This is a genomic window from Polynucleobacter sp. CS-Odin-A6 (genome assembly GCF_018882095.1).
Taxonomy (GTDB): Bacteria; Pseudomonadota; Gammaproteobacteria; order Burkholderiales; family Burkholderiaceae; genus Polynucleobacter.
Map to the genome: position 1 here is coordinate 293,967 of NZ_JACVPD010000002.1, position 22,445 is coordinate 316,411.

The following is a 22,445-nucleotide window of genomic DNA, read 5'->3' on the forward strand; positions in this document are numbered from 1 at the left end:
GGTCTCTAGAAAATTAATTAGCTATATTGCAGTAATGCCTCAATTTTATCTTCCCGGACCATGGGAATCCCAAAAGCCAAACTTGCTGACTCCTGAGCTTGCTCATCATTTGCGGGTGCGTCGCATCCAAGTGGGTGAATTCTTCCCTATCTTCGATGGAAAAGGCCAGGTTGCCCAAGCAAAACTGCTTTCCTTGGGGAATAAAACTGGCGAGGCAGAACTGAGCGACATTCGCCAAGATACCCACCGCGAGAGCCCTTATGCAATTACCTTGGCACAAGGGCTTGCTGGCGGGGACAAGATGGATTGGATCGTTGAAAAGGCTATTGAGACGGGTGCCCAGGTGATTGCCCCTCTGCAATGTGAGCGCTCAGTGATCAAGTTAACGCGCCCGAACGATGCAGAACGCGCGCAAAAACGCCTTTTGCATTGGGAAGGGATCGTTCAAGCTGCCTGCGAACAATGCGATCGCACAGTACTTGCTGCCTTAGAACCAGTACAAACTTTTGATCTTTACCTTCAAAAGCCACAGAAAACCACACTTAAGCTACTTTTAAGCCCAGATACCGATAAAAGCCTCTATTCAGTCCTTATAAATACTCCGCCTCAAGACCTGATTCTGATGATTGGGCCAGAAGGTGGTCATTCGCCAGAAGAAGAGGCGCAGGCCCAGCTGGCAGGCTATCAAATTGTCTCCTTGGGGGATCGGGTCTTGCGGACAGAGACTGCTGGCATCGTGGCAATCACGGCCGTACACAGTATTTGGGATCCAGAAATGCAAAATCGCCTCCGGTAGAGGCGATTTTTACTGTTTTTTAATGCTTCTTACTTAGTTACTTAGGCAAAAGAGTAGAACACGCGATAAGGCGTTCGACGCTCAGACCAGAAATCCACTGCATCCCTGAAAACATCCAAGAGCGTCTCGCGAGCCTCTTTGTCAAACTTCTGGGTGCAAGGCAAACCTTCTAGCACCACCACAAAACCGGGCTGTGGGCCAGACTTATCAACGGTAGTCGTCAAAGCATCCAACAAAGGATCAAAATTCTTTGCCTGTTGCTTGGTAAATGTGTAAGCAATGGCAATTGCCTCTAGAACCTCACCTTTTGTCATTGCATTTGCACAATTGGCGTAAATAAAATGCTGGCCAAGCTCGGTAGCCGCTTCCTGTAGATCAGGAGTGCGGAAGGCACGAATGGATTGCACGATGTTAGTGCGCACACTGCGCAACATTGCCGGCGGTCCGGCATCGCGAACGGCCAAGGCGGCACGCCAAGAAGCTGTCACTTTTTTCCCCGAAACTTGATTTGCTGCATAGGTTTGTAAACGAGATAAACCGCCCTCTGCGTAGATATTGGCAGCAAAAGATTCTGGTTCGAGTCTATCGTTGCTATCCCAGCCTTCGGCTCGACTTTGTTCTTCGAAGCCCACTGTAGTGCTGTTTTCAGAGCGATTATTCATGATGGGTGCTAGGTTACCCTTAACCCGCAATCAAATCAAGCCCAATTACAGTAGGTTTTATATAAACCACTGATTTATATAGTAATTATTTATGTCAGTTAACACTAACTAACATAAATATTTACGATTAAATCTAGATTAAGCTACACCTCTGCTGTTGCTGGCCGCCTCAACCACTGCCAAAGTGGTCAGATTCACAATACGACGCACGGTAGCTGCTGGCGTGAGAATATGAATCGGCTTAGCCACTCCCAAGAGTAATGGTCCGATTGCAATGCCGTTACCGGCAGCAGTCTTCAATAAGTTATAAGAAATGTTGGCAGCATCAATATTCGGCAGAACTAGCAAATTGGCACCGCCTTTCAATGGAGATGAAGTGACTGCGCCAGCACGGATGGTTTCATCTAAAGCGCTGTCTCCATGCATCTCGCCATCTACTTCGAGTGCCGGATCTGCCTTTTGAATCAAAGCCAATACTTCGCGCATTTTGACTGCTGATGGAGCGCTACTAGAACCAAAATTCGAATGAGATAAGAGCGCTACCTTGGGTTCGATACCTAATTTACGCATTTGGCTTGCCGCCATGATAGTCAGGTCAGCCAACTGCTCCGCACTGGGATCGATATTCACATGGGTATCCACCAAAAATACTTGGCGACCTGGCAAGATCAGTCCGGACATTGCACCATAAACCTTTGCGCCAGGTTCACGACCAACTACCTCATCGATGTACTTCAAATGCGTAGCTAAGTCACCGACGGTTCCACAAATCATGCCATCAGCCATGCCTTTGCTAATCATCATAGATCCAATTAAGCTGTTGCGGCGACGCATTTCTAACTTAGCAAATGATTCCGTAACGCCCTTACGCTCATTCAAGGCTAAATAGGATTGCCAGAAATCTCGGAAGCGTGAATCATTTTCAGGATTCACGATGTCAAAATCTTCGCCAGCTTTAATCCGTAAACCAAATTTCTCAATGCGATGTTCAATCACTGAAGGGCGGCCAATCAAAATCGGAGTCGCTAAATGCTCATCAATCAGGATTTGTACGGCACGCAATACGCGCTCATCTTCACCTTCAGCAAAAATGATCCGCTTTTGATTTGCAGGTACCTCTTTTGCGATATTAAACAGAGGTTTCATCAACGTACCAGAGTGGTAGACAAATTGTTGTAGCTGATTGCGGTAAGCGTCAAAGTCTTTAATCGGGCGTTGAGCAACACCATCGTCCATTGCAGCCTTTGCAACCGCAGGGGCTATCACCGTAATTAAACGCGGGTCAAATGGTTTTGGAATCAAGTACTCAGGACCAAAAGATAAATTCTCAATGCCGTAAACAGAGGTCACGATCTCACTCTGCTCAGCTTGAGCCAGCTCCGCTACAGCCTTGACGGCCGCCACTTCCATGCCGCGGGTAATAGTGGTGGCACCCACATCCAGAGCACCACGGAAGATAAAAGGGAAACATAAAACGTTATTGACTTGATTTGGGTAATCGGTGCGGCCCGTCGCCATGACTGCATCTGGACGAACTTCTTTTACTTCTTCCGGAAGAATCTCTGGCGTGGGATTTGCCAAGGCATATACCAATGGCCTAGGGGCCATCTTCTTCACCATGTCTTGCTTGAGAACACCCCCAGCAGACAGACCCAAGAAAATATCAGCACCTTCAATGGCTTGATCCAAAGTTCTCAGATCCGTCTCTTGGCAAAAAGGCTCCTTCTCTGGATCCATTAATTCTTTACGACCTTTATAGGCCACACCAGCCAAGTCAGTCACCCAAATATTTTTACGCGGGATGCCCAGATCAACCAATAAATCTAAACAAGCCAAAGCAGCAGCACCAGCACCAGAGGTCACCAACTTCACATGAGCCACATCTTTACCAACAACCTTCAGACCATTCAAAATAGCTGCAGCAACCACAATCGCCGTGCCATGCTGATCATCATGAAAGACTGGAATCTTCATCCGCGCCTGTAACTTGCGCTCTACGATAAAACAGTCTGGTGCTTTGATATCTTCTAAGTTGATGCCACCGAAAGTAGGCTCAAGCGCAGCAATAATTTCCACCAACTTTTCTGGATCATTCTCGTTTATCTCAATGTCAAATACATCGATGCCAGCAAATTTCTTAAAGAGGACCGCCTTACCTTCCATCACTGGCTTACTTGCCAATGGTCCAATATTCCCCAAACCCAGTACTGCAGTTCCGTTTGTAATCACGCCGACTAAGTTCCCACGCGCTGTATAACGAAAAGCGTTGGCAGGATCTTTGGCGATTTCTTCACAAGCCGCTGCAACACCAGGCGTATAGGCAAGAGCCAAGTCTCGCTGATTCGTTAACTGCTTGGTTGGGGCAATTTCGATTTTTCCTGGAACTGGAAACTCGTGATAGTGGAGAGCAGCCGCTCTGAGGTCCGCTATTTGTTGCTCTTTACTACTATTACCTGGTTTACTCATCAGTTCACTCATCAATCAGATGTCTTCAAGCGTTTAATTCTATTCCTCTCCGATGAAAGACTCCTAAGAGCCATAAAATGGGGCATGCAATCTAAAACCTCCTCACTTGGCGAATTTGCTCTGATTCAGCGTTTTTTTAAAACACAATCAGACCGGATGCTGGCATCGAGCCCGGGATCGGTGCAGCTTGGTATTGGCGATGACTGCGCAATGATCACAAGTGACCCTCAGGAAGAAATGGCCATTACTAGCGATATGCTGGTCTCAGGACGCCATTTTTTTGAGGATGCCAATCCCGAGTGGCTTGGCTGGAAAGCCTTAGCAGTCAACCTCTCAGACCTAGCTGCAATGGGTGCTAAGCCTTTAGGCTTCACACTTGCATTGGCGTTACCCGAAGTCAACCCAGCTCATTTAGAAGCCTTCAGCAAGGGTTTATTTGCTATTGCCAGCCGTTACTCTTGCCCTCTGATCGGTGGCGATACGACTGCTGGCCCGTTCAATATTTGTATAACTGCTTTTGGCAGCACCCCCAAGGACAAAGCGATTCGAAGATCAGGAGCTTTAAATGGTGATGACATCTGGGTCTCTGGGACAGTAGGCGACGCCAGACTTATGCTTGCTGCACTGCGTCATGAAATTCATTTACCGCGGGATGATCTGACCCTGATTGAAGCTCGCATGCATCAACCAAGTCCGAGGGTTGAGCTGGGCATTGCTCTGCGAGAAATTGCCCACTCTGCTGTCGATATCTCCGATGGTCTCTTTGGAGATTTGAGGCATATCTTGCAGCAATCCAATAAGGATGCCGAAGTCTTTTTAGATCGACTTCCTAAATCCGCCACACTACTAAAGCAATCGGCTGATATTCAAAACCAATATGCTGCTAGTGGTGGAGATGATTATGAACTCTGCTTTACAGCTCCTGTCAGCAAGCGAGAGGTGCTTAAAAAGATCAGTGCAAACTTACATCTTCCTCTCACAAATATTGGCAGTGTTAAGCCCATGCAACACGACGCATCTGAGATTCACTTGATTAATCACCAGGGCGCTAAGCTAAGCCCCGAAGAGGCCAGTCCTCTGCTTCAATCTTTTGACCATTTCGCATGAATACGCCATCTCCTATTTCTTCAACACCAATCCCAAGCTTCAAGTGGGTCTATAGCAAGCCCGAACGTATCCTCGCATTTGGTTTTGGTAGTGGACTAGCGCCATTCGCCCCAGGCACAGCTGGAACACTCTGGGCATGGGCGGCATTTTTGGTTGGGGATTATTTTTTATCTACCCAAGTATTTCTTTGGATCATTGGTGGAGGCATTCTGCTGGGCTGCTGGATTTGCGGTCAAGTGAGCGAAGAATTAGGAAAAAAGGATTTTGGCGGAATTGTGTGGGATGAAATAGTCGCTTTTTGGTTAGTACTAATGTTCATCATGCCTACCCATCTTTGGATGCAAATTCTCGCATTTGCCCTCTTCCGATTTTTTGATGCTGTTAAACCCGGCCCCATCGGTGCGATTGATCGCTACTTTAAAAAAGCAGAGGGTAATAATGACGCTTCACCATCAAATTCAATACAAATTCTGTGGCGTGGTTTCGGCATCATTGCCGATGATTTAGCGGCTGCGTTTTTTACTCTCATCTCCATCGCTATCTTGCAAGCTGCACTTCACTATTTCTCATGACAAATCATCTTGACCCACAGCACGAATCTGCCAGGACCCTCGCTAGCATCCTCATTCAGCGTGGATGGAAAATCGCTTTAGCTGAATCCTGTACAGGTGGCTTAGTTTGTGCCACCTTGACTGACCTTGCAGGCTCTAGCGATTGGTTTGAGCGGGGTTACATTACTTATAGCAATGAGGCTAAAACAGAATGTTTAGGCGTTCCCGCAGAGACCATTGAATCCTTTGGAGCGGTTAGCGAACCCGTTGCAATCGGAATGGCAGAGGGTGCGAGACTTAACGCCAATGTCAATGTGGCTATCTCGATCACGGGTATCGCTGGGCCAACAGGAGGCTCGCCAGACAAGCCCGTTGGAACCGTATGCTTTGCTTGGACAATCAATAAAAATATTACTCATGATGCAATTGAAACTACCTCAATAACCCAGCAATTTTCCGGTAATCGTCAAGCAGTGCGAGAGCAAGCATGTGATTACGCAATTTCCAGATTAGTTCGACTGCTCCAATAAGCAGAAGTGATTAGTTCATCCAGCCTTTATGACGGAAGTAGCCTAAAGGAATAATCGCTGAGATTACCATCGAGAGAATGGCAACCGGATAGCCCCATGTTTGCTCCAACTCTGGCATGTAGCGGAAGTTCATACCCCAAATACTGGCGAGCAAAGTAGGCGGCATTAAGGCGACAGATACCACCGAGAAGATCTTAATGATCTTACTTTGGTTCAAGTTAATAAAGCCCACCGTTGCATCCATCAAGAAGTTGATCTTATCGAACAAGAACGCAGTATGGTTTTCTAATGAGTCGATGTCGCGCAGAATTTGGCGCGCCTCTTCTTGTTGCTCATCGGATAACAATTTGCTACGCATCAAGAATGATAATGCGCGACGGGTATCCATTACATTACGACGAATACGGCCGTTGGTATCCTCTTCCTTAGCAATCGTCTCTAAAACCTCAGCAGCGTCCGAGTCGGTAATTTCGTCTGACAAAACACGCTTACCTGCTTGCTCTAAATTTTCGTAAACTTCTTCTAGAGCATCTGCAGAGTATTCAGCATCAGTGGAATATAAATCTAGTAATACGTCTTTCGCATTGCTGACTGAACCTGGACGCAAACGTGCACGCAAGCGCACTAAACGAAACACCGGTAAATCTTCATCGTGAATAGAAAACAAGACTTGCTTGGTCAGGACAAAAGCAACTCGCACGTTGCGAGAAGTCTCTTCCTCATCTAGTAAGAAATCCGTACGAATGTGGAGGTGGCCATCATCAGCCTCAAAATAGCGCGCAGAAGCTTCCAAGTCGCCCAAATCATCTAATTCGGGGAGAAGTACGCCAAAAGCCTCTTTAATCCAGAGGAGCTCTTCCTCTTCTGGATCAACGACGTCGATCCAGATCGGGTTGGAGTATTCCAACAATTCATTGCGATCTTCCACTTGCTCTTGAGAGAGGCGGCCATTTTGCAGGACGAACAAGTTGATCATGGTGAACTCCTAAGGAATGTGCGCTAGTTTATCCTATGGAGATAACAGTTTCGCTAAAATAAGCTTAAATCAGATGAACTCCAGCTCAAATACCTTTTCTCAACAACTCCAATCTGCGTGGGCTTCCCAAGGCAGCATGTTGTGTGTGGGATTTGATCCAGATCTCAAGCGCATGCCCGCAATATTCCAAGGTAAGTCTGAGGGCATTTATGAGTTTTGTCGTGAGATTGCTGATGCCACTGCAGATACGGTCTGCGCCTTTAAGCCCCAGTTCGCTTATTTCGCATCCCAATGGGCGGAGGCGCAACTTGAGAAATTGGTTAAGTATCTGAAGGACAAGTATCCCCATATTCCGGTCATCCTGGATTCCAAGCGAGGAGATATCGGCAGTACTGCAGATCACTATGCCATAGAGGCTTTTGAACGCTATGGAGCAGATGCTGTGACCGTTAGCCCCTATATGGGCTTTGACACTATTGAGCCCTACCTGAGACATGCTGGCAAAGGCGTCATTGTCTTGTGTCGTACTTCAAATCCAGGGGGCTCTGATCTCCAGTTTTTGAATATGGCCACTAGTGGCGAACCTCTCTACCTACATGTAGCCAAGTTAGCCGCACAGGAGTGGAACACCTCTGGACAAATTAGTCTAGTAGTGGGAGCCACATTCCCTGAAGAAATCGCCAAAGTACGTAAGATTGTTGGAGAGATGCCCTTGCTCATTCCGGGGATTGGTGCTCAGGGCGGGGATATCGATGCGACCGTGAAAGCGGGTGGCATTCCCAACAAGCCTGGCACAGGCATGATGATTAATTCCTCAAGAGCCATCTTATACGCTAGCTCGGGTAGTGATTTTGCCGAAGCTGCTAGAAAAGTAGCCATCACTACTAGGGATGCATTAAGGGCTGCGGCTGGGGCTGCAACTCATAGCTCAATCTAACGCGCTTTGGATTTCTGCAGGGGCGCTAAAGCCACCTTATCCATATTTTCCAAAATAAAGTCTTGCCGTGTGGGGAAGTGAATCCTAGCTTTGCGGCAATATTGTGTCTTATCAAAACACTTCGGCGCAGGTAAGGCGGATGCTAGGGCAGCGGCCTGCTCTCGATTCAGTGAGGCCGGACTAATGCCATAGTAGTGCTGAGCTGCTGCACCGATGCCAAAGATACCCTCACCCCACTCTACAGAGTTCAGATAAATCTCATAAAGTCGTTGTTTAGGTAGCATCAGCTCTAGCAGGCCGGTGATGATCAGTTCTTGTACCTTGCGAAAGTAATTCTGCTCAGAAGATAGAAACAAGTTTTTTGCCAATTGCTGCGTAATCGTAGAACCACCACGCAAAGCAGTTTTTGATTTACCACCACTCTGCTGATTCAGTTGAGCATTTTTAACCCACGCTTTTTGCATATCCTCAACCCGAATCCCCATGTGCTGGAAAAAAATATCGTCTTCACTGACCAAAACAGCGCGTTTTAAATTAGCAGAAATTTTGTCATAAGGAACCCAAGATGAGTAGACCGGACAAGACCAATTCAATCCACAAAGACGCCAGCGCTCGGCGCGCTGAAAAGCCGTACTACTCGGATCAAGAATGGTCCATAGTCCAATCTGAATCACAAAGTAAATTTGCATGGCGATAAAACCACCAAGCACACACTTTAAAAAGTATTGAAGCCAGCGCACTAAAGCTTAGCTCCAGCCAATTAAGCGCGAAGTTCCGCCAACACTGCGCGAGGATTGATTGCTTCAGTCAGGTGTGCACCGCGCCAGATTAAGAAGGCATCTGCAGCCTGCTCTACCAACATACCCAAGCCATCGCTCACGCGTGCCCCCCGATGCAACGCTTGTTGCATCAAAGGAGTTACTTTCCCATAGACCATATCGTAGGCAAATGATTGGGGAGTGAAAATATGGCTTGCCGCTAGATCACTCAGCGCAGACTCATTAGATAGTCCAGCTGCAGTAGCATTAATAATGAGATCAAAAGCAGTAGGCATTCTATTCGGATCTTCCAATGCATCTAAATTAGCTGCTTGTAAAGAAACTTGGTGGGATTGCGCCAATGGACTAAACAACCGAACCAGTTCGTCAGCCTTAGAGTGAGATCGATTCACAATCAGCAACGCTTTTGGTGATTGCGCTAACAATGGACCAAGAACGCCCCTTGATGCTCCGCCCGCTCCTAACAATAAAATCCGCGAACCTTGCAGTTGGATGCCTTGAGCTAACAAGTCTCTCACTAAGCCAGCACCATCAGTATTGTCACCAAAGATTTTGCCGTTTTCGATGTGCAAAGTATTTACTGCGCCTGCTAATTGAGCGCGAGCGGTTAATTCATCGGCAAATGACTGGGCGTCTAACTTAAAGGGGACTGTGACATTCATACCCTTGCCGCCATTGGCAAAGAAAGATGTTGCTACGGCCTTGAATTCATCAAGTGCTGGCTGCAAAAGACCATAATGTATTTTTTGTTTTGACTGTTCAGCAAATCTGGCATGGATAGTAGGCGATTTACTGTGTGAGATAGGATTCCCAGCAACAGCATAGACATCCACTCCAGGAAATTGAGCGGGATCTGTGTGCAAGTCGTTTGAATGGGCTGGGTTCATATTGGCTACAGGATAAGCGAAATTATGGTCGCAACTCTAGACGATCAGAACTATCTCGCGTGAACTCAAAAGTCGAGATCCAATCCAAGACATCAATCTGATTTCGCATCTCGACTGGAAACAGCCCAAATGGGGCGGATGCTCGAACAATCGCTAATGCTTGTCGGTCCAGCTCAGGATTGCCAGAACTACGCCCAATACTTAAGCCTTCCTTGCCCTCAGCATTATTCGTAATGCGTCCTTGGGCATCCACACTCACAACAATGACCAAACTCCCATACAAAGGGCGGCCATTCGCGCGTGGGAAAAAAGCACTACCGTAAGCTTCAATTTTTTGACGCATCGCATCGTAGTACTGGGCAAATACAACCGCCTTCGTGCTGGCACCAGTTAATACCTTACGACGTGGCTCACGCCCATTTACTTGCAGGCGCTTTGCTAATTCAGCCTCTAAAGAGTTCAGTTGTGATGCCAGCTTTTGATCGTCACCGCTCTTGCGACCGCCTGATTGGGCTCGATCTGCATCCAACTTAGCCAACATTTGCCTTTGTTGCTTTTCTAAGACTTCAAGACGCGCTTCTGCACCCAGTCTTGCTCGATGCAATGCTGTAGCTTCCTGATTAGGCGTATTGCCGCCCCCATTTAAATCTGCTTGGGCTAGCTTATTCGCTTGCTGGGGTGCTACTTGATTGCTGGCATTCACCAAAACCACACTCAGCGGTGTATTTAAACGCCGATTCTGAATCTCGCCAATCCCCCAACGAAATGACAAAAATATGAGATGCAAAAGGATAGAGAGGCAAAGCGCCATCCGAAATGGATAACGCAGCCAAGCCCCCTTGAAGGACCCTGCACACTGTCTCAACCTAAGCGGGACTTGCATCACTCTCAGGAACTTCTGGAGTTTCAATGTGAACGATGCGCACACCTGCAGTGAGCTGCAGAAGATCCACATCGGCAATACTTACCTCAGCACGGGTCATACGCGGACGTGTCGCTAACTCGGGTACTGGCAAATGCAAAGGGATAGGCTCGACTCGTGACATCCCTTCTTTGAGATGTCTCACAAATATCTGTTTCGGAATCTCATCTTGAGCCATCCAACGTAAGCACCAGTATTTCTCCAAGCGATCTTGATATTCAGCATAAGCGGAATAGCATGCCTCAAAGTCAGCAGCGATACCCATCAAGGCTGCATCTCTTGGAGGGAAAGGCGCCACCATCTTGGCAGTAATGCCATGCTTCGCTATCGCGATTAACTGCCATTGGTTAACTAAATCAGAGTAACGGCGTAATGGCGATGTGCACCAAGCGTAGTAATCTAAACCCAAGCCCTCATGTGGGCCAGGCGTTGTCTGCATACGAGTGCGTAATGGACCCCAGCCCTTTTGTGTCCGGAATAAGCCTGGTATGCCGTGGTCAGCTAGTAAACGCCCTGAAGCACTATTGCAATAAATCATCCACTCGGCCACGATCGTATCCAAGATAGAGCCCCGTTGGCGCGGCGTGATCTCTACTCTTTGTGCACCATCAACATCCTGGATTTGAAAATGAAAATCTCTTGCTAGTGCCTGAGGATCAAGCATGCCGAGTTGCTCAGCACGTAATCCATTAGTGACACGCTGCTCTTGACGTCCAGCATGCAATAGCTTGGCCGCTGTCCACAAGATACTGAGCTCTTGTCGATAAGGATAGTGAGCAGCTTCATCAATTAGACTTTCTTCTGTGACGAGATGCTCTAAGTTTTCGAGGCGCAGATTCGATCCCATCGGCACCATTTCAGCACGTAATTGCAAGGTCTCTTTATCCACTACTCCGGCAAGATCAATATCAACGTAAATCGATAAAGCGGGGCGAGCAGCGCCCTCATCCAATGAGAGTTGTTGGATTACGGCATCCGGCAACATCGTGATCTTGTCGCCTGGGAAATATACCGTGGACATACGAGCTCGTGCCACCCGATCCAAAGCATCATCTTTAGTAATGGCTAATCCCGGTGCTGCAATATGAATACCAATCCGATGGCCACCCTCAGCGAGTGGCGTGACCGACAACGCATCATCAATCTCAGTGGTACCTGAATCATCGATTGAAAAGGCTGTTACATCGGCTAAAGGTAATTCTGAAATAGCAGCATCTAACACTGCTTGCTCTAGCGCCAAGCCCGCCTGATGAGCAGAGCCATGAGGGAAATGGGCCTTTAAGAACATGTTTTGGTGATACTGCAAAGGCGAGTCAATTGCTCCACAACGAATCATTAATTGTGCAGGCGACTCTCCACACTCCGTGCAGGCTGCAATCAATGCCTTGTAGGCAGAAGTATTTTTATCTGGCGAAAACAGCAGTTGGTTGGCTTGAGACTTGAGGGCCTCAGGGAATATGCCAGAAACTAACTCCTGTTGCCAAGCCGTCTGTTGCTCTAATTCTTTTTGCTTACGCTCAAGCGCGGCTAAGCCAGCTTGCAACTGTTCAAGCGGCGCACGCTGAAAACGCCCCCGTCCTTTGCGTCGAAAAAATACGGGCGCACCTTGCAAAGCAATTGCTAATGCAGTTTCTTGGGATATGGAGGCCTGTGCACCAAAGTACTCTTGTGCAACATCTACCAAGCCAAACTCTTCCTCAGGGGCGCAGTCCCAAAGAAATTGCAGATCGATCTCTTTAGATAAAACACTCGCCTGATCCATTAAGGCTTGCGGTTCTGGCTTCTCAAAACGCAACCAAACTTCTTTGGCTTTCAATTTGATCTTCTTGCCAGATAGGCTTGTGGCCTGCCAGGACTCAGCATCTCCAGTGCCCGAAGCAGACTGGACTGTGGCAACCTTAATATCGCCACCCTCTTCGTATAAAAGATGCATGCTTAGAGAGAGATCCCGCCGCTGGCTTCAAGTGCAACCCCATTCACATAGCTAGCTTCATCGCTGGCTAAAAATAAATACACATTTGCCATTTCTTCTGGGGTGCCTAAGCGGCCTAACCAACTACGACTCTCAATATCCTGCAGGATTTTTTCAGGCATCGCTTTTACCATCTCGGTTGCAATAAATCCTGGGCAAACCGCATTCACCCGAATCCCTTTTGCACCCAATTCACGAGCCCAGGTTTTAGTGAACCCAATCACACCAAACTTCGTAGCTGAATAGTTTGTCTGACCGAAGTTACCGTAAATACCAACCACACTAGAGGCATTGACAACGGCACCCTTACCCGCTTCCAGCATATGCGGAACGACTAATTGAGTGCAATTAAAAACACCCTTTAAGTTGACATCAATCACCGTATCAAATTGGGCTTCAGTCATTTTGACTAAGCGCGCATCTTGAGTGATGCCGGCATTGTTGATCAAAACATCGATACGTCCGTGACGCTGCATGATTTGATCCACTGCAGCTTCGATGCTGGCGCGGTCCGTCACATTGACAACATACGCTTCAGAGCCAGGAATTAGGTCGACCGCTGCTTTGACTGCATCTGGATTAACGTCCGCGATCATAACCTTGGCACCCTCTTCAGAGAATCGCTTCGCCGTGGCATAGCCAATACCCTTTGCTGCGCCAGTAACAATAGCTACCTTATCTTTCAATCTCATGCTCATTACTCCGCTTTCTTTTCTATTGTGGCCAATATTTTTTGATGCACACCACCAAAGCCGCCGTTACTCATTACTAGAATGTGATCGCCCGGCTTCGCTTCATGCGCTACAGCATTTACCAAGACACCAAGATCATCAAAGCTTAATGCACGATCTTTTTCTATGGCATTTAATGGCGCTAAGACTTCATTTAAATCCCAGCCCAAAGATTCTTTACCAGCACTAGCGCCATACGCAAAGACCTTATCAGCTGCCTCTAAGCTGTTAGGAAGCTGTGCTTTCATCACGCCTAACTTCATCGTATTTGATCGCGGCTCTAAAACCGCCAAAATCCGAGACTTCCCAACTCGTCTACGTAAGCCATCGACAGTGGTGGTGATCGCTGTTGGGTGATGCGCAAAGTCATCATAGACTGTCACATCATTTGCAACGCCAATAGTCTCTAAACGGCGTTTTACATTCTTAAACTGGATCAAGGCACGGGCAGCATCCGCTGGTGAAATGCCAATGTGATTTGCGCAGGCAATTGCTGCTAGTGCATTGAGCTGATTATGGCGTCCCATGACTCCAGAGTCTGGCGCCCATTCGACAGCTGCTACCTCCTTGCCCTTATGCAGAACAATAAAACCATCAGCCTCTTGAGAAATCAATGACCAGACATTGTTTTTATCTTGTCCGAATCTTTCAATAGGCGCCCAAGCGCCTCGGGTAATGACTCTATCTAAAGCAGGCTCCTCACCATTGACTACTACCCGGCCATTGCCTGGAACCGTACGAACTAAGTGATGAAATTGGGTTTCGATTGCAGCGAGATCCGCAAAAATATCAGCATGATCAAACTCCAGATTATTTAATAAAGCCGTGGAGGGACGGTAGTGAACAAACTTGCTGCGCTTATCAAAAAATGCAGTGTCGTATTCATCCGCCTCGATAACAAAATATTTGCCCTCACCAAGGCGCGCCGACACAGTGAAATTCAGTGGCACGCCACCAATTAAATATCCAGGCTGGTAACCGTTGAATTCCAGAATCCACGCCAGCATTGCAGAAGTGGTTGTTTTGCCATGAGTGCCTGCTACTGCCAGCACATGCCTGCCAAATATCACTTGCTCACCTAGCCATTGGGGTCCAGAGGTGTAAGGAAGACCTTGATTGAGTATGGCCTCCATCAATGGATTGCCACGAGAAACCACATTGCCGATCACAAATAAATCCGGCATCGTCTCAAACTGTAATAATTGGTCAGGCGAGAATCCCTCAATGAGCTCGATGCCCTGCGCTTCAAGCTGAGTGCTCATTGGTGGATATACATTGGCATCACAACCAGTAACGCGATGTCCGGCTTGCCGCGCGATTGCGGCAATGCCGCCCATGAAAGTACCGCAAATGCCTAAGATATGAATATGCATAGGCAAATTTTAGCTAAGGAGTTGTAATGAACCGAAGACAGTGGATCAGTTTTGCCGGAATTGGCCTATTGGCACTGATCGCAGGAGTGACTACTTCGCAGTGGATTTATAAAACGAGTCTAGCCAGTGACCCTGCGATTCAGGCTTTTTTTGCGAACTCTTGGCAAACGCCCGATGGAAAACCGGTAAATAGCGACCAATGGCGAGGAAAAGTCCTCGTAGTGAACTTTTGGGCCTCTTGGTGCCCCCCTTGTGTCGAAGAAATGCCTGCTTTAGACCGGTTACAGAAAGAATTTTTGTCTCAAAATGTGCTAATTGTCGGCATTGGTATTGATTCACCCTCTAATATTCGTGAATTTCTTGAAAAAACACCAATTTCCTACCCGATCGTTGTAGGGGGTTTGGAAGGCAGCAACCTTTCAAAACAAATGGGGAATGCTCAGGGTGCGCTTCCCTATACTGTCATCATTAAGGCAAACGGCCAGGCTAGTAATAGCAAATTAGGGAAGATAAGTGAAGAAGAGCTCAGAAATCAGATTAAATCTGCTTTATAAGATCTTTTATTGAATTTTATTCCTCACTGTTTTTACTAAAATCCCTTGTTTAACTACTAAATTTAGTTCTATTTCCCTTAAAAATACGATGAAATCTTATTTTTGAGTCACTCTTTTTTGCTGAACAGGGTCTTCCGGAGGTATACTTTCATTCTCTGAACGATGAAATAATTTCACAAAATAAGCAGTTTTAGAGCAATGCTTAATCTACTCAATTAACCCTAACTGCCTCTAAAAATATCGATCTATGTCGAAAAATACCTCAATTCTCGTTATTCAAGGTCCAAATCTCAATTTGCTGGGAACCCGTGAGCCTGAGGTTTACGGTAAAACCACCTTAGAAGACATCCATAACAAACTGGGCATCATTTCTAAATCTCATTCGGTTGAGCTGTCTACCTTCCAAAGCAATCATGAGGGGGAGCTGATTGACTGCGTTCAGAAAGCCAAACGGGATGGAGTGGATTTCATCATCATCAATCCTGGTGCTTTTACCCATACTAGCGTTGCTCTGCGCGATGCCCTCGCTGGAGTTGCCATCCCCTTTATTGAAGTGCACTTATCCAATATTCATCGACGCGAAGAATTCCGAAAGCACTCCTACCTATCCGATATTGCCACTGGTGTGATTTGCGGCCTTGGGGCAATTGGCTATGAACTTGCTCTTGAAGCCGCTATAGCTAATTTAGAAAAATAACAATTCATTCAGAATGACATAAGAGGAATCCTCAATGGACCTGAGAAAACTAAAAACCTTAATTGATCTCGTTTCTGAATCAGGAATCTCTGAATTAGAAGTGAACGAAGGTGAAGATCGTGTACGCATCGTAAATGCCGGATCTGCAGCCCCTGCGGGTCAAGTGATCTATACCAACCCAGCGCCAACTCAGGCTATACAAACTTTGACTTCTGTTGCAGCCCCTGCTCCTGCAGTTGCCGCAGCGGAGGAAGCGCCTGCAGAAACTGGTTTCGTGGCTCGCTCACCGATGGTGGGCACCTTCTATCGCGCGCCGAATCCAGAATCCCCTGATTTCGTCAAAGTAGGCGATACAGTCAAGGTCGGTCAAACACTCTGCATTATTGAAGCCATGAAGCTGCTCAATGAAATTGAATCCGAGCAAGCTGGCGTCATTAAGCAAATTCTGTGTGAAAACGGCCAGGGCGTCGAATTTGATCAGCCACTGTTCATCATCGCTTAATGGTTTTCCCATTGATCATCTCTAGATCTATCCAATGCAATCCTACTTAACTCAGAGCGGACATGTTCGATAAGATTCTGATTGCCAATCGCGGAGAAATTGCTCTCCGCATCCAACGCGCCTGTCGCGAGCTGGGAATTAAAACAGTTGTCGTGTTCTCCACTGCAGACAAAGAAGCCAAATATGTGAAACTTGCAGATGAAGCGGTTTGCATCGGGCCAGCACCATCGCCTCTGAGCTACCTCAACATGCCGGCTATTATTTCTGCGGCAGAAGTGACTGATGCTGAAGCGATTCACCCAGGTTATGGCTTTCTCTCTGAGAACGCGGACTTCGCTGAGCGCGTCGAGAAATCGGGTTTCGCATTCATTGGCCCCACTGCGGCATCGATTCGTCTGATGGGCGACAAGGTGTCCGCCAAGCGCGCCATGATCAAAGCAGGCGTTCCCTGCGTACCTGGATCTGAAGGTGCATTACCAAACAATCCAAAAGAAATTATTGCAACTGCAAAACGCGTTGGTTATCCAGTTATCATTAAAGCGGCAGGTGGTGGTGGTGGTCGCGGTATGCGCGTGGTCCATACCGAGGCAGCGCTTCTGAATGCGGTCAACATGACCAAAGAAGAGGCTGGTCGTGCTTTTGGTAATCCAGAAGTCTATATGGAGAAATTTCTGGAGAAACCGCGTCATGTAGAAATTCAGATTTTGGCGGATACCCATGGCAATGCCATTTGGTTAGGTGAACGCGACTGCTCGATGCAGCGTCGGCACCAAAAAGTGATTGAAGAAGCACCTGCGCCAGGCATTGACCGTCGCTTAATTGCTAAAATTGGTGAGCGTTGTGCGGAAGCTTGCAGAAAAATAGGTTATCGAGGCGCTGGCACCTTTGAATTCTTATTCGAAGATAACGAATTCTTCTTCATTGAAATGAATACCCGAGTTCAAGTAGAGCACCCCGTGACTGAAATGATTACCGGTGTTGATATCGTTCAAGAGCAAATTCGGATTGCTGCTGGTTTAAAGCTCGGCTATCGCCAAAAAGATATTGTTTTCCGTGGACATGCGATTGAATGCCGTTTAAATGCGGAAGATCCATTCAAATTCACACCAAGCCCAGGGAAGATTGGTTCCTTCCATATGCCAGGGGGTCCTGGTATTCGCGTCGACTCACATGCCTATAGCGGGTATGTAGTGCCATCCAATTACGATTCCATGATCGGTAAGTTAATTGCTTACGGCAATACCCGTGAACAAGCGATCCGCCGTATGCAGATCGCACTCTCTGAGATGGTGATTGATGGCATTACGACTAACGTCCCTCTCCATCGTGAACTCATGCTGGATCCAAACTTTATTGAAGGTGGTACCAGCATTCATTATCTTGAGCATCGTCTTGAAGAGCAGGCCGCCAGTCGCGGCAAGTCCTAAAGTCAATTGATGCTCATTTGGAGTCAGCATGTCTTATCGTGAACTGATTTTCACTGTTTCAGCCGAGATTGCGGAGTCACTGGGTGATGCATTACTGGAAGTGGGTGCGCTTTCAGTCACTGTTGAGGATGCCGCTGCAGGGGGTTACGATGAAAACCCACTCTATGGTGAGCCGGGACTTTCACCAGAAGTCCAAGCTTGGGATCGATCATCCGTAACGGCGCTATTTAACTCTGAAATTGATGATTCTGATGCAGTGAATTTTATTCCTGAGCTATTAGCCTCACTCAAAGAGGCGGGATTCTACCTCCAAGTACCTGAAGAAAAGATCGTTGAAGAGCAGGATTGGGTTCGCTTAACCCAAAGTCAATTCGCTCCGATTCAAATTGGTGAGCGCATCTGGGTTGTCCCTTCGTGGCATGAGGCACCGACTGATCCAAATGCGATTTGCTTAGCGGTAGACCCTGGCTTAGCATTTGGTACCGGCAGCCATCCAACAACTCGCCTTTGCTTACTGTGGCTTGAAAAAAATACTCAACTCCAAAATCAAAGTCTTTTAGATTATGGTTGCGGATCTGGAATTCTGGCAATTGCGGCTGCAAAACTGGGGTGCAATCTGGTAGTGGGCACCGACATTGATCCACAAGCAATGGTCGCGGCCCGTAGCAATGCCGAAATCAACAATACGGTCATTCGTTTTGTTCTGCCCAACGAAAATGCCACTGAACTTGCAGCAGAGACTAAATATGACATCGTCATGGCCAATATTTTGGCTAATCCATTACAAGTACTTGCCCCTGCTTTAGTCAACAAGATGCGTTCGGGTGGAAAAATTGTGCTCTCAGGAGTGTTAGCTCGCCAAGCTGAAGAGGTTATTGCGACCTATAGCCAATGGCTAAACCTTTCTGTTTGGCAAGAAAGCGAAGGTTGGGTCTGTTTGCACGGTACACTGCCTGCTAAAGCTGATAATGCGAAGTCGGATGACAAAAATACAGCGGCTTTGATGCCGACTCAAAAAAAAAGTCTTAAATTCATTCTGATCAGTCTTTTTTGTCTCTTGCTAATTATTTTTGGCGAGCACCTTTCAAGAAATTCTCTACTACCAACCTTGGCAACTCGAGTTGATGGTAGCTCTCCCGCGATTGCAAACACTGCTTTTTCTCTTTTGCAGAAATTAGATGAACAATTGTGTAGCGCACTAGGGTGTATAAATCGCCCCGTAAGCGATTTTTCTGCTTGGAAAATAACTTCAGTCACTCTATCTCCTGAAAACGCGCGAGAGGGTCTTAAAAACGCTTTAAATCAATCCACACTGCAAGTGGAAATACAAAATCGTCTTGCGATAGCGGTTTTATTCCCTCATTTAGAAATTTCTCTCACAGATGCAGAGGAAATGGAGATCAAAACGATTCAATTTTCTCCGCAAGAATGGTTGCCTAGCACTTGGATGGATGCGCATCCTGATTTTTTAAAGCGAGGCGCTCCCTCTGGAGAAATATTTCGCTCAGAACTACCGATGACACTCCCGCAAAACGCTGCAGGCTATCGCGTCAGAATTTTTTACCCCTAAAACCAATTTCACGCCTATTTCAGCGCTCACTACAACCCCTTTTCCTAGAAAGTAATCATTTATGGCCAGCTTGATCTGTGGTTCTATCGCCTATGACACCATCATGAACTTTGAAGGCAAATTTGCCGATCAAATTCTGCCGGAGCAGATTCATATTCTGAATGTCGCGTTTTTGGTCCCAACCATGCGCCGAGAATTTGGTGGTTGTGCAGGCAATATTGCTTATAACCTGAAATTGCTTGGTGGCGACCCTATCATCATGGCAGCTGTAGGTGAGGATGCTACGCCCTACCTGAATCGCCTTCAGGAACTTCAGATTGATGCAACTCACATTCGCCAAATTGCCCAAGCGTTTACTGCTCAAGCAATGATCACCACTGATCAGGCCAACAATCAAATTACTGCCTTTCATCCAGGCGCCATGGATGAATCTCATTTAAACCAAGTTTCTGAAGTCATTACAGAGCGCAGCAAAAATGCAAAAGGTGCAGCTAAGTTTGGCATCGTTGCGCCAGACGGTCGCCAAGGAATGTGGGAACACTGCCACCAACTAGCCCAAGCAGGCATTCCATTTGTATTTGATCCAGGCCAAGGCTTGCCGATGTTTAACGGGCCAGAACTTCTAGAATTAATTGATATTGCCAGCTATCTTGCCGTGAATGACTATGAGGGTGAAATGCTCTCTCAAAGAACAGGCCTCAGCTTGGCAAAAGTTGCTGAAAGAGTAAAGGCGTTGATCGTTACCAAGGGTGCTGAAGGTGCAGACATCTACTTTGAGGGTAAATGCATTGCGATTCCGCCAGTACCAGCAGCAAAAGTGATCGATCCAACCGGTTGCGGTGATGCATTCCGCGGTGGCTTGCTATTTGGTTTAGAAAATAATATGGATTGGGAAACAACGGGTCGACTGGCGAGTTTAATGGGATCAATCAAAATTACCCATCAGGGACCACAAAATCACCAAATGAGCAAAGAAGCAATTGCCTCCCAATTTAAATCTGCTTTTGGATTTGCACTCTAAAGCGAATTTATTCAAGCGGCAGCAATAAAAAAGGGATCTCGTGAGAGATCCCTTTGAACTTCACACACCTAAAAGCAAAGCCTATGGGCGCGTGCCAGTTGGGAAGGGCCAAGCAGCAGCAGGATTCAACGTTGTTGAAGCGGCAGCTTTTTTAGCCACGGGCTTTTTTACAGCTTTGCCCGCTTTCTTCGCAGCAGGCTTACTTACTTTTTTTTTGCAGCTGGACGCTTTTTAGCAGCAGGACGCTTTTTAGCGGCAGGCTTCTTTTTAGCGGCTACTTTTTTAGCAGCAGGCTTCTTAGCAGCAGGACGCTTCTTAGCAGCAGCTTTTTTAGCAGCAGGCTTCTTAGCAGCTACTTTTTTCTTCGCAGCTGGTTTCTTCTTAGCAGCTACTTTTTTAGCAGCAGGCTTCTTAGCAGCAGCTTTTTTAGCAGCAGGTTTCTTTGCAGCAACTTTCTTCTTGGCGATTGCCATAGTAATACTCCTTCACGTGAGGATTAGTTCAAACTACCGATTAAGAAGACCCGACCATTCTTTTCCGCTTGGTCTTGCGACCAATTGGATCCGACGAGCGAGCCATTCATCGGCGCGCGGCTTGATGCTAGGTGCTGCACGCTAATGAATCTTGGAAAAAAAGCCGTGGCCCCAAAGGGCAACGGCTTCTTCAATTTGCTGGAAAAAACAGGGAGAGTAGTCCAGACACCCTTGAATAAGGGTTTTCGGATTTGAGTCTGGTTTTTTTGACTTTTAAAACTATCCAACCGTCTAATCTCCTATTTAGCCGGCCATGCGCTTTTATCTAACCACTACTCCCAACTCAGCGCACCGCCAGTTTGATACTCAATAACGCGTGTCTCAAAAAAGTTTCTCTCTTTTTTCAGATCAATCATTTCTGACATCCATGGGAATGGATTCTCTTCATTTGGGAACATCGCGTCAAGTCCTATTTGCAAACATCTGCGATTACAGATGTATCTTAGGTACCCTTTGAACATCGGCGCGTTCAATCCGAGCACTCCGCGAGGCATCGTATCCTCTGCATAACGGTACTCTAATTCGACCGCTTTTTCGAAGATCGATTTGATCTCATCTTTGAACGCAGAAGTCCATAACTGCGGGTTCTCCAGCTTGATTTGATTAATTAAATCGATGCCGAAATTGCAGTGCATAGACTCATCGCGCAAGATGTATTGATACTGCTCAGCAGCACCCGTCATTTTGTTTTGACGGCCCATTGCAAGTATTTGCGTAAAACCAACATAAAAGAATAATCCTTCCATTACGCAGGCAAAAACGATCAATGATTTGAGCAACATTTGATCAGTTTCTAATGTCCCAGTTTTGAAATTAGGGTCAGTCAACACATTAATGAAAGGAATTAAGAACTGATCTTTGGCGCGAATAGACTCAATCTCGTTGTACGCATTGAAGATTTCACTTTGATCTAAACCCAAAGATTCCACAATATATTGGTACGCATGAGTATGAATTGCCTCCTCAAAAGCCTGGCGCAATAGATATTGACGGCATTCTGGAGCAGTAATGTGGCGATAAGTACCCAAAACGATGTTGTTGGCTGCTAAGGAATCAGCAGTCGTGAAGAAACCCAGATTGCGCTTAATGATGCGACGCTCATCCTCAGTTAGACCGTTGGGATCCTTCCAAAGCGCGATATCGCGGTTCATATTGATCTCTTGTGGCATCCAATGATTTGCGCAACCAGCTAAATATTTCTCCCAAGCCCACTTATATTTAAATGGTACCAACTGATTTACGTCAGTCTTCGCATTAATCACACGCTTATCAGCAGCATTAACGCGTAATGCAGCGCCACTTACTGCAGAAACAGCTTGTTCGGTAATGCTAATAGCAACCTGATCTGGCTGCGGACGTTGCATCTCAGTCACCGCTGGTTGCGGTGTAAGCACAGCTTTCGCTAGTGCGGGGGCAACTTCTTCTTCCCAATTCAACATAACTCTCTCCTAA

The 22,445-nt window shown here is 46.9% G+C and carries 22 protein-coding genes and 1 pseudogene; 12 read left to right on the top strand and 11 right to left on the bottom strand.

All coding sequences use genetic code 11. From position 1 onward, the window contains the following. The first annotated feature begins 34 nt into the window (after nt 1-34). Entirely contained in the window at nt 35-796 is a 762-nt protein-coding gene (locus ICN15_RS06200; protein ID WP_216201818.1) for a 16S rRNA (uracil(1498)-N(3))-methyltransferase, read from the top strand. 41 nt (nt 797-837) lie between these two features. Here the strand turns inward: ICN15_RS06200 and ICN15_RS06205 are convergent, their stop codons facing one another. Then, entirely contained in the window at nt 838-1,458 is a 621-nt protein-coding gene (locus ICN15_RS06205) for a barstar family protein (RefSeq protein WP_216201819.1), read from the bottom strand. A 138-nt stretch (nt 1,459-1,596) separates the two neighbouring features. Next, nucleotides 1,597-3,936: an NADP-dependent malic enzyme gene (locus ICN15_RS06210; protein WP_255532887.1), complete on the bottom strand. Its 2,340-nt coding sequence runs from the start codon at nt 3,934-3,936 to the stop codon at nt 1,597-1,599. A 72-nt stretch (nt 3,937-4,008) separates the two neighbouring features. Between ICN15_RS06210 and thiL the strand changes: the two genes are divergently transcribed. From thiL to ICN15_RS06225, 3 genes are read left to right on the top strand one after another with little or no spacing between them, the layout of a single operon-like run. Further along, on the top strand, nt 4,009-5,031 hold the full coding sequence (gene thiL, locus ICN15_RS06215) for a thiamine-phosphate kinase (RefSeq protein ID WP_216201820.1): 1,023 nt from the start codon (nt 4,009-4,011) through the stop codon (nt 5,029-5,031). After that, nucleotides 5,028-5,603 carry a phosphatidylglycerophosphatase A gene (locus ICN15_RS06220; RefSeq protein WP_216201821.1) on the top strand — a complete coding sequence of 192 codons (576 nt, stop codon included), beginning with the start codon at nt 5,028-5,030 and terminating at the stop codon, nt 5,601-5,603. Before thiL ends, ICN15_RS06220 begins: the two co-directional genes overlap by 4 nt. Next, nucleotides 5,600-6,112 (top strand): CinA family protein, encoded by a 513-nt coding sequence (locus tag ICN15_RS06225; protein WP_216201822.1) that lies wholly within the window; start codon nt 5,600-5,602, stop codon nt 6,110-6,112. Before ICN15_RS06220 ends, ICN15_RS06225 begins: the two co-directional genes overlap by 4 nt. Nucleotides 6,113-6,122: 10 nt before the next feature. On the opposite strand, the gene corA is transcribed toward ICN15_RS06225, so the two are convergent. Beyond that, nucleotides 6,123-7,088 carry a magnesium/cobalt transporter CorA gene (gene corA / locus ICN15_RS06230; RefSeq protein WP_216201823.1) on the bottom strand — a complete coding sequence of 322 codons (966 nt, stop codon included), beginning with the start codon at nt 7,086-7,088 and terminating at the stop codon, nt 6,123-6,125. Between the two features lie 73 nt (nt 7,089-7,161). Between corA and pyrF the strand changes: the two genes are divergently transcribed. Then, nucleotides 7,162-8,025 (top strand): orotidine-5'-phosphate decarboxylase, encoded by an 864-nt coding sequence (pyrF, locus tag ICN15_RS06235; RefSeq protein WP_216201824.1) that lies wholly within the window; start codon nt 7,162-7,164, stop codon nt 8,023-8,025. Here pyrF and mtgA read toward each other — a convergent pair. From mtgA to mpl, 6 genes are all read right to left on the bottom strand, one after another. Continuing rightward, nucleotides 8,022-8,765, bottom strand: coding sequence for a monofunctional biosynthetic peptidoglycan transglycosylase (mtgA, locus tag ICN15_RS06240; protein WP_216201825.1), 744 nt, complete (start codon nt 8,763-8,765; stop codon nt 8,022-8,024). The two genes, pyrF and mtgA, sit on opposite strands and share 4 nt — an antisense overlap. A 20-nt stretch (nt 8,766-8,785) precedes the next feature. After that, nucleotides 8,786-9,691 (bottom strand): shikimate dehydrogenase, encoded by a 906-nt coding sequence (aroE, locus tag ICN15_RS06245; protein WP_216201826.1) that lies wholly within the window; start codon nt 9,689-9,691, stop codon nt 8,786-8,788. 22 nt (nt 9,692-9,713) lie between these two features. Further along, a complete protein-coding gene (locus ICN15_RS06250; RefSeq protein ID WP_255532889.1) occupies nt 9,714-10,463 on the bottom strand; it encodes an energy transducer TonB in 750 nt (249 codons plus the stop codon). Nucleotides 10,464-10,557: 94 nt separating this feature from the next. Continuing rightward, on the bottom strand, nt 10,558-12,546 hold the full coding sequence (locus ICN15_RS06255; protein ID WP_216201828.1) for a ribonuclease catalytic domain-containing protein: 1,989 nt from the start codon (nt 12,544-12,546) through the stop codon (nt 10,558-10,560). 2 nt (nt 12,547-12,548) lie between these two features. After that, the gene (fabG, locus tag ICN15_RS06260) at nt 12,549-13,277 is read right to left on the bottom strand and encodes a 3-oxoacyl-ACP reductase FabG (protein ID WP_216201829.1); all 729 of its coding nucleotides are present in this window, start codon (nt 13,275-13,277) and stop codon (nt 12,549-12,551) included. A gap of 5 nt (nt 13,278-13,282) precedes the next feature. Continuing rightward, nucleotides 13,283-14,689 carry a UDP-N-acetylmuramate:L-alanyl-gamma-D-glutamyl-meso-diaminopimelate ligase gene (gene mpl, locus ICN15_RS06265; protein ID WP_216201830.1) on the bottom strand — a complete coding sequence of 469 codons (1,407 nt, stop codon included), beginning with the start codon at nt 14,687-14,689 and terminating at the stop codon, nt 13,283-13,285. Between the two features lie 26 nt (nt 14,690-14,715). Between mpl and ICN15_RS06270 the strand changes: the two genes are divergently transcribed. From ICN15_RS06270 to ICN15_RS06295, 7 genes and pseudogenes are all read left to right on the top strand, one after another. Then, nucleotides 14,716-15,243 (top strand): TlpA disulfide reductase family protein, encoded by a 528-nt coding sequence (locus ICN15_RS06270; protein WP_216201831.1) that lies wholly within the window; start codon nt 14,716-14,718, stop codon nt 15,241-15,243. Nucleotides 15,244-15,490: 247 nt separating this feature from the next. Continuing rightward, nucleotides 15,491-15,940, top strand: a complete 450-nt coding sequence (aroQ, locus tag ICN15_RS06275; RefSeq protein ID WP_216201832.1) for a type II 3-dehydroquinate dehydratase — start codon at nt 15,491-15,493, stop codon at nt 15,938-15,940. Nucleotides 15,941-15,974: 34 nt separating this feature from the next. Beyond that, on the top strand, nt 15,975-16,442 hold the full coding sequence (gene accB / locus ICN15_RS06280) for an acetyl-CoA carboxylase biotin carboxyl carrier protein (RefSeq protein ID WP_216201833.1): 468 nt from the start codon (nt 15,975-15,977) through the stop codon (nt 16,440-16,442). A 62-nt stretch (nt 16,443-16,504) separates the two neighbouring features. After that, nucleotides 16,505-17,869 (top strand): acetyl-CoA carboxylase biotin carboxylase subunit, encoded by a 1,365-nt coding sequence (gene accC, locus ICN15_RS06285; protein WP_216201834.1) that lies wholly within the window; start codon nt 16,505-16,507, stop codon nt 17,867-17,869. Nucleotides 17,870-17,897: 28 nt separating this feature from the next. Beyond that, a pseudogene (prmA, locus tag ICN15_RS10895) lies at nt 17,898-18,818 on the top strand (50S ribosomal protein L11 methyltransferase); the annotation flags it as partial. Between the two features lie 54 nt (nt 18,819-18,872). Beyond that, entirely contained in the window at nt 18,873-19,439 is a 567-nt protein-coding gene (locus ICN15_RS10900) for a DUF3426 domain-containing protein (RefSeq protein WP_255532917.1), read from the top strand. A gap of 61 nt (nt 19,440-19,500) precedes the next feature. Beyond that, on the top strand, nt 19,501-20,460 hold the full coding sequence (locus tag ICN15_RS06295) for a carbohydrate kinase family protein (RefSeq protein WP_216201836.1): 960 nt from the start codon (nt 19,501-19,503) through the stop codon (nt 20,458-20,460). A gap of 203 nt (nt 20,461-20,663) precedes the next feature. On the opposite strand, the gene ICN15_RS06300 is transcribed toward ICN15_RS06295, so the two are convergent. Beyond that, nucleotides 20,664-20,933 (bottom strand): hypothetical protein, encoded by a 270-nt coding sequence (locus tag ICN15_RS06300; protein WP_370625423.1) that lies wholly within the window; start codon nt 20,931-20,933, stop codon nt 20,664-20,666. Between the two features lie 332 nt (nt 20,934-21,265). After that, complete coding sequence (locus ICN15_RS06305) at nt 21,266-22,432, bottom strand: ribonucleotide-diphosphate reductase subunit beta (protein ID WP_216201837.1); 1,167 nt, start codon at nt 22,430-22,432, stop codon at nt 21,266-21,268. Between the last annotated feature and the right edge of the window lie 13 nt (nt 22,433-22,445).

Bases quoted from the DNA above. Each gene is read 5' to 3' on its own strand.
- ICN15_RS06200 (WP_216201818.1), top strand. From the start codon at position 35: ATGCCTCAATTTTATCTTCCCGGACCATGGGAATCCCAAAAGCCAAAC.
- ICN15_RS06205 (WP_216201819.1), bottom strand. From the start codon at position 1,458: ATGAATAATCGCTCTGAAAACAGCACTACAGTGGGCTTCGAAGAACAA.
- ICN15_RS06210 (WP_255532887.1), bottom strand. From the start codon at position 3,936: ATGAGTGAACTGATGAGTAAACCAGGTAATAGTAGTAAAGAGCAACAA.
- thiL (WP_216201820.1), top strand. From the start codon at position 4,009: ATGCAATCTAAAACCTCCTCACTTGGCGAATTTGCTCTGATTCAGCGT.
- ICN15_RS06220 (WP_216201821.1), top strand. From the start codon at position 5,028: ATGAATACGCCATCTCCTATTTCTTCAACACCAATCCCAAGCTTCAAG.
- ICN15_RS06225 (WP_216201822.1), top strand. From the start codon at position 5,600: ATGACAAATCATCTTGACCCACAGCACGAATCTGCCAGGACCCTCGCT.
- corA (WP_216201823.1), bottom strand. From the start codon at position 7,088: ATGATCAACTTGTTCGTCCTGCAAAATGGCCGCCTCTCTCAAGAGCAA.
- pyrF (WP_216201824.1), top strand. From the start codon at position 7,162: ATGAACTCCAGCTCAAATACCTTTTCTCAACAACTCCAATCTGCGTGG.
- aroE (WP_216201826.1), bottom strand. From the start codon at position 9,691: ATGAACCCAGCCCATTCAAACGACTTGCACACAGATCCCGCTCAATTT.
- ICN15_RS06255 (WP_216201828.1), bottom strand. From the start codon at position 12,546: ATGCATCTTTTATACGAAGAGGGTGGCGATATTAAGGTTGCCACAGTC.
- fabG (WP_216201829.1), bottom strand. From the start codon at position 13,277: ATGAGATTGAAAGATAAGGTAGCTATTGTTACTGGCGCAGCAAAGGGT.
- mpl (WP_216201830.1), bottom strand. From the start codon at position 14,689: ATGCATATTCATATCTTAGGCATTTGCGGTACTTTCATGGGCGGCATT.
- ICN15_RS06270 (WP_216201831.1), top strand. From the start codon at position 14,716: ATGAACCGAAGACAGTGGATCAGTTTTGCCGGAATTGGCCTATTGGCA.
- aroQ (WP_216201832.1), top strand. From the start codon at position 15,491: ATGTCGAAAAATACCTCAATTCTCGTTATTCAAGGTCCAAATCTCAAT.
- accB (WP_216201833.1), top strand. From the start codon at position 15,975: ATGGACCTGAGAAAACTAAAAACCTTAATTGATCTCGTTTCTGAATCA.
- accC (WP_216201834.1), top strand. From the start codon at position 16,505: ATGTTCGATAAGATTCTGATTGCCAATCGCGGAGAAATTGCTCTCCGC.
- ICN15_RS10900 (WP_255532917.1), top strand. From the start codon at position 18,873: ATGCCGACTCAAAAAAAAAGTCTTAAATTCATTCTGATCAGTCTTTTT.
- ICN15_RS06295 (WP_216201836.1), top strand. From the start codon at position 19,501: ATGGCCAGCTTGATCTGTGGTTCTATCGCCTATGACACCATCATGAAC.
- ICN15_RS06300 (WP_370625423.1), bottom strand. From the start codon at position 20,933: ATGGCAATCGCCAAGAAGAAAGTTGCTGCAAAGAAACCTGCTGCTAAA.
- ICN15_RS06305 (WP_216201837.1), bottom strand. From the start codon at position 22,432: ATGTTGAATTGGGAAGAAGAAGTTGCCCCCGCACTAGCGAAAGCTGTG.